The sequence below is a fragment of the Streptomyces adelaidensis genome, from assembly GCF_016598475.1.
Taxonomy (GTDB): domain Bacteria; phylum Actinomycetota; class Actinomycetes; order Streptomycetales; family Streptomycetaceae; genus Streptomyces; species Streptomyces adelaidensis.
In genome coordinates this window covers 1-11,104 of sequence record NZ_JAEMUX010000147.1, presented here as the reverse complement: position 1 = coordinate 11,104, position 11,104 = coordinate 1, and the positions used below count along the sequence as shown (strand labels likewise).

Genomic DNA, 11,104 nt, shown 5'->3' with positions numbered 1-11,104 from the left:
CGAGCGAAGCTGAAGAGAGCCTGAGGGAAGGGCGGGAGGAGAAAGGGTGGGAGAGCCGGTAGGACGGCTGAACGCTCATGGCCTCGCGGCCGTTGATCGAAGTGTGTTGATCGATCAACCGCAGCAGCCGCCACCGCAGCACCCGCCGCCACCACCGCCACCTGACCGGGGCGCGGGGGCGGGCGCGGTGGCCGAGCCGCCGACCGCTACCGTCGACAGGAGTTTGACCGTGTCGGGGTGGCCCGAGGGGCAGTCCGCGGGGGCGGACGAATCGGCCATCGGACGGCTCAGTTCAAAGGTGTCGCCGCAGGTCCGGCAGCGGTACTCGTAGCGAGGCATGGGTCCAGGCTAACCGGCGCGCACGTGGCGCCAGGAGGCCTTGGATTCGACTGGTCGATCACTCTGTCCAAATTTTCACGCTGCCGACAGAAGCGGTTGTGAAACTGACTGATAATTTGTGGTCGCTGTGTGGAGGCCGACAGGCCGGGGGAAACAGGGGGCTCGCAGCCGTGGGTGTGACGGCTGCGACCGTCCACACGGGCGATGCCAAGTGGGGAGGGTGGACGGTGTGACCGCTGTCCTGTACCGATCAGGAGCCATGTCTCCCGGTCGTATGGTCGCCGTGCGCGAGCGGAAGGTTGCCGCGCGCTGCCGAATCGTTGCCGCGCACCGCTCGGGCCGCCCCTGTGAGGGGGGCCGCCGTGGGTGACTCGAAAGGGCGGCGGGAGGAGCTCCCGGAGTCCGATCTCACCATGCAGTTGAAGCTCCCCGCCGTCCCGGCGGACCAGACGATGGAACTGCGGGTGCTCGATCCGGGCACCTTCGACAGCGTGAAGGAGCAGACGCCTTCGGAGAAACGGAGCCGACGCAAGGCGCCCAGGCCGTCTGTTCGCGCCAGGTTCCTCGTCGGCGCCGGCTCGCGACTGGCCCCCTTCGTTCCCTTCGCCCGCCGTCTGCGTCCCGAGTACCCGAGGCCGGGCCGGGCCGGCTGGCGCCGCTGGGTGCCGTCCTGGCGGCAGTCGCTGGGGGCCGCGGGCATGGCCGTCGGCGTCAGCGGCATGCTGCTGACCGCCGCCTACGCCGCCACGGACATACCGGAGGACCTCAACACCTTCGCCACCCAGCAGGACAACGTGTACTTCTGGTCCGACGGCACCCCGATGGCCCGGACCGGCTGGGTGCGCCGCCAGGCGATGCCGCTCAAGGACGTCCCCGAGGACGTGCGCTGGGCGGTCCTCGCGGCGGAGAACGCGAGCTTCTACTCCGACCCCGGCATCTCCGTCAGCGGCATCACCCGCGCGCTGATCCGCACGGTCGGCGAGGGCGACACCCAGGGCGGCTCCACCATCACCCAGCAGTACGTCAAGAACGTGTACCTCTCGCAGGACCGCTCGCTGAGCCGCAAGTTCGACGAGGCGATGATCGCCCTCAAGCTCGACAACAAGATGGACAAGGACACGATCCTGGAGGCCTACCTCAACACCAGCTGGTTCGGTCGCGGCACCTACGGCATCCAGCGGGCCTCCCAGGCGTACTACGGCAAGGACGTCAGCGAGCTGAACGTCAGCGAGGCCGCGGTCCTCGCCTCCCTCCTCAAGGGCGCCGGCCTCTACGACCCCTCGCTCAGCCAGGCCAACCGCGAGCGGGCCGTGGAGCGGTGGGAGTGGACCCTGGACCGGATGGTCGACATCGGCAAGCTCTCCAAGAGCGAGCGGGCCAAGTACACGAAGTTCCCCGAGCCGCTCGACCAGTCCAGCCAGTACGACACCGGCAAGCAGAGCGACTACCTGGTGGAGCTGGCCTCCCAGTACGCCAAGAAGGCCGCGAACCTCTCCGACCAGGACTTCGACCGGGGCGGCTACCAGATCTACACGACCTTCGACCGCGAGCGGCAGACCGAGCTGACCGACGCCGTGACCAAGGCGCGCAAGCAGGTGGCGAAGGACGACCCGAAGAAGGCGAAGGCCGCCCACTTCGGGGCCTCCTCGGTCACCGCCGACGGACGGATCCTCGCCGTCTACGGCGGCCCCGACCACCGTAAGCAGGGCTTCAACGAGTCGAACGCGACCACCGTCCCGGCCGGCTCGGCCTTCCTGCCGTTCGTCTACGCCGCCGCCCTGGAACACGGCGTCGTCAAGGAACGCGGCGGCGAGGCTACACCTGTCACCCCGGAGACGGTCTACGACGGCAACGACGGGGTTCCGGTGACCACCCCCGAAGGGCCGTACTGGGACCGCGGCGGCAAGAAGGTCTCCGTCCACAACGACGGCAAGAGATCCTGGGGCCCGATCAGCCTGCACAACGCGCTCGTAGGCTCGGTGAGCACCCCGTTCCTGCAGCTCGGCATGGACACCGGACTGGACAAGGTGCGCGCGACAGCCGAGGCGTCCGGACTGCTCGCCTCCAGCTTCGGGGCGCAGGTGCCCGCGCTGTCCGTGGGCAGCGCCACCCCCAGCGCGATCCGCATGGCCAGCGGCTACAGCACCTTCGCCGCCCTGGGCAAGCACACCGAGCCGTACTCCGTGCGCAAGGTGACCCACAACGGCTCCAAGGTCCCCCTGGACACCCCGAAGCCGAAGCGCGCGGTGGGCGGCGACGTGGCCACCCGGGTCACCGCGGCCCTCACGGACGCCTTCCGCGCGGACCACCCCACCTCGGCCGCCGCCGCCTCGTCCGAGGCTGCAGGCAAGGGCGGGACGACGCAGGACGACAAGGCGGCCTGGTACGTCGGCACCGCGCGGGACGTGTCGACCGCCGTCGTCGTCTACCGCATCGACCTCACCAAGAGCCTGGAGCCGCTGCCGCTCGACGGGATCGCCGGAACGGCCAACTCCGGTGTCCCCTACGACATCTGGTCCAGTGCGATGAGTATCGGCTGACCACCGATGAGCACCCGCACCCGCCACCCACGCAGAATGAGCCGCACATGAAGCCTGGCAGCAACTCGCACCGGGGCCGCCGCCGCAAGGCCCGTCCCCAGCGCCGTACCACCCGACCGCAGTTCCTGACCGTGGCCGCGCTCCTCGTGGTCGCCTCGCTGGTCGGCGGCTACATGGTGCTGAACCGCTCGGACAGCACCGCGCCGACCGCCTCCTCGGCCGGCAGCGGGGACAAGGACTCCACCAAGGCCACCACGGAGCCCCAGTGGGACGGAAAGACGAAGGTCATCGGGGACGGCTCCACCTCCTACACGGGCCCCCAGAAGGGGCGGCTGAAGCCCGTACCCCTCAAGGAGGGCGAGAAGCCGCCGCAATTCGTCGTCTTCTCCTGGGACGGCGCGCTGGCCGGCGACGACGAGCTCTTCCAGCACTACCGGGAGATGGCGAAGCAGTACGACGCCCACATGACGTTCTTCCTCACCGGCATCTATCTGCTGCCCGAGGACAAGCGGGACCTCTACGACCCGCCGCAGCACGACAAGGGCTCCGCCGCGATCAGCTACCCCACCGACGAACACGTCCGCACCACCCTCGAACAGCTGGGCAAGGCGTGGCAGGAGGGCAACGAGATCGGCACCCACTTCAACGGCCACTTCTGCGGCGCGAAGGGCGGCGACGACTGGAGCGTCGCGGAGTGGAAGCAGGAGATCGAGGAGTTCAACTCCTTCGTCGAGAACTGGAAGACCAACACCGGCTACAAGGACCTCGACCCGCTGCCCTTCGACATCAATGCCATCACGGGCGGCCGCGCCCCCTGTCTGGAGGGCCAGGCGAACCTGCTGAAGGCGGCCAAGGGGTTCGGCTACCGCTACGACGCCAGCTCCAAGGGCGACTTCCAGATATGGCCCGTCAAGAAGAACGGCATCTGGGACTTCCCGCTCCAGATGCTCCCCTACGAGGGCGGCTCCTACCAGGGCCTGTCGATGGACTTCAACTTCCTCTACAACCAGTCCGACGGTCAGACCGAGGGTGATCCGGCCCTGTACCCGACCTGGCAGCAGGAGACCGTCGACACCTACATGGCGGGCTTCGACCGCGTGTACTACGGCAGCCGGGCGCCCCTGTTCATCGGCAACCACTTCGAGCAGTGGAACGGCGGCATCTACATGAACGCCGTCGACGAGATGATCAAGACCGTCTGCGTGAAGAAGGACGTCAAGTGCGTCTCCTTCGACGAACTGGCCGACTGGATGGACGTACAGAAGCCGGAGACCCTGGCGAACCTGCGCGGACTCGACCCCGCCCAGTCACCGGCGGACTGGTCGACGGTCGTGAAATAGCAGCACGGATGCCCATGTTGCGTACTTGTTACTCCACCCGGCCTCACTCCGCTTGAGGAGGTCATGTAAAGATTCGGTCCCGGGTACGACCAACCCGGGTCAAGGAGAATCCCAGTGAGATCAAGGACGTTGAGCCACAGAGGCTCGACCGTCGCGATGGCCGCGCTGGCCGTCGCGCTGCTGCCCGTGACGGCGGCCCACGCCGCTCCCGTCACCGCACCGGCCCCCGCGGACACCTTCGGCCGGGTCGCCGACGCCGTGCTCACCGAGCGCACGGCCGCCCTGCTCGACAACGGCAAGGCCGCCCGTACGCCGCTGAAGTCGACGAACGGCGTCAAGCTGTCCGCCGCGCGGACCCGTGCCGAGGGCACCGCCCTGACCGCCCTGCGCGGCACCAAGTCCCGGCTTGCCGCCCTGGGCGAGGCCTACACGGCCGCCGACACCGCCGTAAAGGTGACCGGCACCAAGGTCAAGGACAAGAAGGCCACGGTCCAGGTCACCGAGACCACGACCCTCACGTACAAGAAGATACGCGGCGACGAGCCCTCCACCACGGGCTTCACGGCGCACCACGAGCTGACCTTCGCGCTGAAGCCGAACGGCGCCTGGCAGCTCACCGGCCTGCGCGCGACGGACGAGGGCGCCACCCAGGTCAACACGCCCGTCACCACGACGGCCAAGCCCGGCGTCTCGCCGATGGCCATCATCAGCGCGCCCAAGGCGGCCACCACCCGGCCCGCCCCCGTCGCCCCCAAGACCCTCACCGGCGGCGCGTACGACTACAAGGCGATGGCGACGTACACCGAGAAGTACTGGAAGAGCTACAACCCGGCGTACCGCAAGTACAACGCGGCCGGCGGCGACTGCACCAACTACCTCAGCCAGGGCCTCCTGGCGGGCGGCTGGAAGCAGATCTCCACGGTCACGCCCGAGGAGTACGACACCTGGTACTACGCGGCGAACGGTACGGCCGACGCCTGGATCGGCGTCAACGAGTGGTCCTGGTTCACCCAGACCGCCAAGCGGACCACCGCGCTCGCGAACGTCTACCAGATGGACGTCGGTGACGTGCTCCAGGTCGACTTCAACAACGACGGGTCCAAGGACCACTCGATGATGACGACCTACCGCAGCTCCAGCGGCGTCCCGTACCTGACGTACCACGACGCGGACACCTACCGCCGTTCGATGGCGAGCATCATCTCCTCGTACCCGGGCGCCGCGTACTACGCGTACCGCACCTGAGCCCAGGCCCCGCACCTCGCACGGAGCCTCAGCCGGCGCTCTTCCCTTCGCCCTGGTCGTCGACCTCGACCTCGACCTCGGGGAGGGCGTCGGCCCGCTCCAGCTTCGCCATCCCCACCCCGGCCTTGCGCCGCATCTCGCGCTCAGACTCCTGCGGGTGCCGGGCCCGCCAGTACGGATTGTCGTGCGGCAGCGCCGTACCGACCCTGCCGTACATCCCGAACGTCATCAGCAGGATGCCGACGACAAAGCTGAACAGGACGTTCTGGATACGGAACGCCAGGAAGTTCGAGTCGGTGTCCAGCAGCGCCATGTTGCCGAAGCCGCTCAGGATGAACAGCACGCCCAGCGTCATGTTGAGCGTCGAGGCGAAATTGCCGCCGATCACCATGCCGGCGAGCAGCAGCAGCCCCACACAGATCGACAGCACACTCAGCGTGCCGTTGGTACTCAGCCCCGCGACCTCGTCCCCACGGGTGTCGAACCAGCCCACCTTGTCGATGAGGCCGAAGATGCCGAAGACAAGCAGGAACAGCCCCATCAGGCCCGCCCCCACCCGGTAGACCCTGCTGAGCCGATGGTCGACGGGAAGATGCTCGTCGATCCTGATCCGCCGCCGGGGACCCGCGTGCCGGCCCCTCGGACGCAGCGTGTGCGTGGCGTGCGTGGCCATGTCCGCCTCCTCGGGCGTGAGCGGAGGCCTGCGTACCCCTTCAGCATCCGCCGGGGGCCCCCGACGGGCAACCCAGCGCCTCAGGCGCCTCAGGTGGCGCCGGCCCCCCGCTCCTTACGGATCTGATCGACGACCCGCGCCACGGCCTGCCGCACACCCTCCGTCTCCGTCAGGAAATGCCAGTAGTCGGGATGCCGCCCCTCCAACGTGCCGATCGCCCGGTCCAGCCGAGCGACGGACTCGTCCAGCGGCCGCGCATGCCGGGGATCGGGCGTGGACCGCCCGGCCATGGCCAGCCGCTGAGCATCCCGAATGGCGAACCGGGTCCGGTCGATCTCCTGCTGCGGATCCTTCTGCACGGCGTTCAGCCGCCGTAGCCGGTCCCCCGCCGCCGAGACCTCCTCATCCGTGTGGTTCAGCAGCGCCCGCACGGTCGACAGCAGCGCCGTCGCGTCCGGCCACCGCTGCGCGTCCCGCGCGGCCCGCGCCTCACGCAGCTTCAGCTGGGCCTGCTCGACGTTCTGGGCGGCCTGCTCCGGTACCTGCTGGAGGTCCTGCCAGCAGGCCGCCACGAACCGCCGCCGCAGCTCGCTCAGCACCTGCGGCACCTGCCCCGCCCGGGTGCCCAGCGCCTCCGCGCGGGTCCGCAGCGACACCAGCCGGTGATCGATCTCGGCGGCCCGCTCCGGCAGCCGCTCGGCCTCCGCCCGCACCGCCTCCGCCTCGCGCACGACCCGGTCGGCACGCTCCAGCGTGTCCCGTACGCCATGCTGCCCCGCGCCCTGGTTGAGCTTGGTCAGCTCGGGCGCGAGCGCGGCGAGACGGGCGGCGAGGTCGTCCGCCTTGAGCTGCGAACCCCGTACGGCGTCAAGGGCGTTGGAGGCGGCGAGCAGGCCCTGCCGGGCGCGCTCCACGGCCGGGACCAGCCGGGCAAGCTGAGTCTCGGCGGTGCCGAGCAGCGGCCCGAGACCGGCGGCGAACCGGTCCAGTTCCTGCTTGACCCGCCCCAGCTCGTCCTTGGCGGTGGTCAGCTGGGCCCGGGCGCCGGCGGCGGCGGAGGCCTCCAGGTCGTCCCGGTCCAGGTCGTGCGCGTCGACGGCGTCGATGTACTGGCGGCTGACCTGGTCGATCCGCCGCCCCAGCGCCTCGAAACCGGCGACGGCCTGCCGGGCGGCGGGGGAGTCGTCCACCGCCGTGATCGTCTCTATCGAGATCCGCAGATCCCGCTGCGCGGTGTCCAGCTCGTAGAACGCGGCCGCCGCCGCGTCCTTCGCCGCCTGCGCCTCGGCCCGCTGGCTCTCCGCCCGCCCGCCGAACCACCGCCGCGTGCCGCCCCCGGCGAAGGAGGCGGGCAGCACGAGCGCGGCGAGGAGGGGAAGGGCGAGGAGGACGAGCCTGTCCCCGCTCCCCGCCCGGGAACGTCGTGGTGCACGGCTGTGGGGTTGTCGTGCGCGCGGCACATTCGGCGTGTACGGCTCTGCAGGTGTCGCCGTCACATCCCTCTCCCGTGCTGTCATCCACCCTGACCGGTGCCATTCTCCCACCGGTCGCGGACGAAAACACGGGGCGATCGCTTCGACGTTCCCGCACCGGCCTCAGCCCACGTTCCGCACGGTGACGGAGCCGTCATCGCTGCGGGACTCCACCAGGTCCGGTACGACATCGAGTTCGAGCCTCACGGACCCGTCCCTGGAGACTGAGCGGGAGTTCTGTTGCCAGGACTCATGCTTGGTCGATCGCCACGGCGGCGGGTTGACATGTCTGTGCGCAGTCAATCGCCAGCAGTCCGCAACCCCCGGTTACTGGTTTGCGGGGCATGGCGTCGGGCAATGTAGGCTGTCGGCTTGTCTTGGGCGTGTAGCTCAGGGGTAGAGCGCCTGCCTTACAAGCAGGATGTCGGCGGTTCGAAACCGTCCATGCCCACCAGGATGACCAGGCAAAACGCCCCGACCAAGATCAGGTCGGGGCGTTTTGTAGATCAACTGGGAGCGGAATGGGAGCCGATCATGAAAAAGGCCCTCAGCTCACCGCCCGCAGCGCAACCCGCCTCCCACGACGCCACCGCACCTCCAACGCATCCAGACGCTCCTTCCGCATCTGCGGCGTCACATGCTCATACACACCCTCGATGTCCCCCGACACCGCCCAGCCCATCGTCTCGAACCTCAGCGCGCGATCAACGCGGTCATCCTTCATCCACGTGTCATGCGTATGCCGCAGGCCGCGCATCGTCACCCCGGGAAGAATCGGCTCCCACTTCTCCCGCCCGGCGAACCCCCGCTTCCGGGGAATGGCCTTGCGGCCATCGGCCGCCGGCCGCAGGTTGCTCCGGGCGAAGTTCCCCCGCCGCCACCACTTCCCATCCGCAGGGGTCGCGAACACGTACTCGTGCGGCCACGACGCAAGGTGCTTCTCCCACAGCACGACGAGGAACGGCGGCAGGTCCACCTCCCGCGCCGACGTCTTGTTCTTCGGCGGACCCAGGTACAGCTTGACGACGGTCTGCGGCTCCTTGCGGCGCTGCGCCTTCCAGCCCTTCTCCCGGCACTCCGCGAGCCGCCGATCCTCTGCCGCGCTCCATGCAACAAGGCCGGCCTCGTCGAGCTCGAACTCAACCTCGTGCAGAGACCCGATCCTCGGATCGATCCGCAGGACAGTCCGCTCGAACGGCTTCCGGTCGATCTTGTCCGGGCGCTTCAGTAGAGCGTTATTCCTGTGCAACCCCGCCAACTCGCCCCACCGCAAGCCCGTGTAGGCCGCCGTCACCACCATCAGGGCAGCCACGCCGTCCAGCCTGCGGTGCAGCTCGAAGACGTGGTCCGGCTGGGCCCACACGGTCTCCTTGCTGCCGTCCTGCTCGTGGTCGACCACGCCGTGCTGCCGCGTGACGTCATGCTCCGGGCGGTCGACCTTGCTGCGTCGCCGCCCGTACATAGGGTTTGCCAGCAGATACCCCGCATCCGCGGCCCCGGTCAGGATGCTGCTCAGCAAGGTCAACGACGAGTTGACCGTAGCGGGTGCGCACGTCTGCCTGTTCGCCCAGGCCTGCGCGGTGAAGACGTTGATCTCGCACAGCGGCGTCCGCTCGAAGGCGGGCAGCAGATGCCGATTGAGAAGATATCGCCGCTTGTTCGTCGTGGCTGGTGCAACCTTCTGCGCGGCCATCCAAACGGGCGCGAACTCCCCGAAGGGGGTCCGCGCCTTCGCTGGATCCTGCCAGCGGCCGGCGCGGATCGCTGCCTCTTGGTCCTCGCCCCACTCCTCCGCAGCCTTCTTCGTACGGAAGCCTGGTTCGCTCGGTGTAGAGCCGTCTGGTGCCTTGTAGCGGGCCCTCCACGGATACTTTCCGCTGCCGCGCTTTTCCGCGTACGCCAACTCCCCCACCTCTTTCGTTCTGCCTGCGCCAGCACCCCACGGTGCCCGAACCCGGGCGCGTCGGCGGACGCCCGGCGAAACCGATCAGACTGCGCGCAGACCTGGCTTCTCGGCGGCCACGGAATCGCTCTGCGGTGCATACAGCACCCGAAGAAGCTGCTCAACGACCCGAGCCAACGACTCCGACCACTCGCTCTCCAGCAGCCACACAACGAGGCTGCCGGGCCTCTCATCGACCAGCACGGACAGTCCGAGCGGAATCGACCCCACCCTGATGACATGCACTCCTGCCACGTGGTCACCCCTAGACACCTGCGTACGGCGGCCCCCCTCACAGGTAGGGGGAACCATGTCACACAAACAGGCCATGTGTGCAGGGGATGGAGCAAAGAAATGGAACTCCTGGTGACCGGGCGTACGTGATGAGTGATCAGGTCTGATCGTCTGCGATCTCCCGCAGTGCCCGCTGCATCCGGCTCCACTTCTCCAGCGCCTGAGCCATTTCCTCAGGGGCCGCGGAGGCCGCTTCAGCGTCCTGCTTGAAGATGGCGACCAGCTTGAACGGCGATCCGGGCACGCTGAGTTCGACGACCTCGGTGTCCACGGCCTCGCCGGAGGACAGCTCCTGCACAACCCGGACCGGCATCCCTTCGGCCAGTCGAGGGGATGCTCCGCTTTGAACGCTCGGCGTCACGGCGAGGTACCCCGCAACGGTGTCCGGCCCCCAGCCCAGCGCCTTCGCTACGGCGTTGAGGGCCTTCGGCGTTCGTTTCCGCGGTTTCCCGGACTCCAGGGACTGCACGGTCTGTCGCGTAACGCCGGCGGCGTCGGCGAGGGCCTGCTGGGTGGTCATGCCCAGTTCCTCACGGCGCGCCTTGATGGCGTCGCCCAGCCGCTTCCAGTCGCGATTCATGGCCCTCATGATGCACCACCGGTAGGCAACCGCGCCGCACAGGTTCAGGCCTTTTGACCTGCGCATAAGAGTGCGCCTGTCGCCCCGATGGTTGCCTACTGCGCCGGTTCGCGCCGTTCTGCGCCCCCAAAGTCAAACTAATGACAAACGAAGTCGCTGGAGCGCGCCTCACTGCTTGCGCAATGTCAATCGAATGTCTAACGTAAGCATCGATGAAGCCCAACGGAGTTGCGATCCGGGCTCTGAGAACGGCCCACGCCTGCGGCCTGCGAGAGCTCGCAAGAAGAACCGGCCTGAGCAGGCCATACCTCTCTCGGCTCGAACGCGGAAAGCGCGGCGCGACGCCCGAAACGGTGCGCCTCATCGCAGAAGCACTCAAAGTCCCACCCGAAGCCCTCACCAGCGAGGACACGAAATGACCATCACCGAGACCGGCCCCCCGCCGGTGGCCGAACTCCCCCCGCTCTCGGACGACCGGCTGTACACCGCAGAGGAAGCGGCCCCGTACGTCAAGGTCACCGCGCGCTTCCTCAAGCGCGCCGCCGGGTCCGACACCATCCAGCACGTCCGGGTGGGCCGCTTCCCCAGGTGGAGCGCGCAGAACATCCGCGACATCGTCGCCGGCGTTCCGCACCGGCCGCGCCCGCGCCGCCGCTGACGGCCGCTCCTGACCCCACAC

At 68.6% G+C, this 11,104-nt stretch carries 11 protein-coding genes and 1 tRNA gene; 6 read left to right on the top strand and 6 right to left on the bottom strand.

Going from position 1 to position 11,104, the window contains the following annotated elements:
- Nucleotides 1-114: 114 nt before the first annotated feature.
- On the bottom strand, nucleotides 115-339 hold the full coding sequence (locus I8N67_RS39795) for an FmdB family zinc ribbon protein (RefSeq protein ID WP_200309183.1): 225 nt from the start codon (nucleotides 337-339) through the stop codon (nucleotides 115-117).
- Nucleotides 340-752: 413 nt separating this feature from the next.
- On the opposite strand from I8N67_RS39795, the gene I8N67_RS39790 reads away from it, so the two are divergent.
- From I8N67_RS39790 to I8N67_RS39780, 3 genes are all read left to right on the top strand, one after another.
- Complete coding sequence (locus I8N67_RS39790; RefSeq protein WP_200309185.1) at nucleotides 753-2,879, top strand: transglycosylase domain-containing protein; 2,127 nt, start codon at nucleotides 753-755, stop codon at nucleotides 2,877-2,879.
- A gap of 47 nt (nucleotides 2,880-2,926) precedes the next feature.
- Complete coding sequence (locus I8N67_RS39785) at nucleotides 2,927-4,219, top strand: polysaccharide deacetylase family protein (protein ID WP_200309182.1); 1,293 nt, start codon at nucleotides 2,927-2,929, stop codon at nucleotides 4,217-4,219.
- Nucleotides 4,220-4,333: 114 nt separating this feature from the next.
- Entirely contained in the window at nucleotides 4,334-5,464 is a 1,131-nt protein-coding gene (locus I8N67_RS39780) for an amidase domain-containing protein (RefSeq protein ID WP_307835509.1), read from the top strand.
- A 28-nt stretch (nucleotides 5,465-5,492) separates the two neighbouring features.
- Here I8N67_RS39780 and I8N67_RS39775 read toward each other — a convergent pair whose 3' ends face one another.
- Both I8N67_RS39775 and I8N67_RS39770 read right to left on the bottom strand, forming a co-directional pair.
- A complete protein-coding gene (locus I8N67_RS39775) occupies nucleotides 5,493-6,137 on the bottom strand; it encodes a DUF4383 domain-containing protein (protein WP_200309181.1) in 645 nt (214 codons plus the stop codon).
- An 89-nt stretch (nucleotides 6,138-6,226) separates the two neighbouring features.
- On the bottom strand, nucleotides 6,227-7,633 hold the full coding sequence (locus I8N67_RS39770) for a hypothetical protein (RefSeq protein WP_200309180.1): 1,407 nt from the start codon (nucleotides 7,631-7,633) through the stop codon (nucleotides 6,227-6,229).
- Between the two features lie 355 nt (nucleotides 7,634-7,988).
- On the opposite strand from I8N67_RS39770, the gene I8N67_RS39765 reads away from it, so the two are divergent.
- A tRNA-Val gene (locus tag I8N67_RS39765) sits at nucleotides 7,989-8,063 on the top strand.
- Between the two features lie 93 nt (nucleotides 8,064-8,156).
- Here the strand turns inward: I8N67_RS39765 and I8N67_RS39760 are convergent.
- The 3 genes from I8N67_RS39760 to I8N67_RS39750 all read right to left on the bottom strand — a co-directional run bounded on the left by I8N67_RS39760 (nucleotide 8,157) and on the right by I8N67_RS39750 (nucleotide 10,425).
- Entirely contained in the window at nucleotides 8,157-9,512 is a 1,356-nt protein-coding gene (locus tag I8N67_RS39760; RefSeq protein ID WP_200309179.1) for a site-specific integrase, read from the bottom strand.
- An 84-nt stretch (nucleotides 9,513-9,596) separates the two neighbouring features.
- Complete coding sequence (locus tag I8N67_RS39755; RefSeq protein WP_200309178.1) at nucleotides 9,597-9,806, bottom strand: hypothetical protein; 210 nt, start codon at nucleotides 9,804-9,806, stop codon at nucleotides 9,597-9,599.
- A gap of 136 nt (nucleotides 9,807-9,942) precedes the next feature.
- Nucleotides 9,943-10,425 (bottom strand): helix-turn-helix transcriptional regulator, encoded by a 483-nt coding sequence (locus I8N67_RS39750; protein WP_200309177.1) that lies wholly within the window; start codon nucleotides 10,423-10,425, stop codon nucleotides 9,943-9,945.
- Nucleotides 10,426-10,637: 212 nt separating this feature from the next.
- On the opposite strand from I8N67_RS39750, the gene I8N67_RS44815 reads away from it, so the two are divergent.
- Complete coding sequence (locus tag I8N67_RS44815; protein ID WP_200309176.1) at nucleotides 10,638-10,844, top strand: helix-turn-helix domain-containing protein; 207 nt, start codon at nucleotides 10,638-10,640, stop codon at nucleotides 10,842-10,844.
- A complete protein-coding gene (locus I8N67_RS39740; protein WP_200309175.1) occupies nucleotides 10,841-11,083 on the top strand; it encodes a hypothetical protein in 243 nt (80 codons plus the stop codon). The genes I8N67_RS44815 and I8N67_RS39740 overlap by 4 nt, the downstream gene beginning before the upstream one ends.
- Nucleotides 11,084-11,104: the final 21 nt, after the last annotated feature.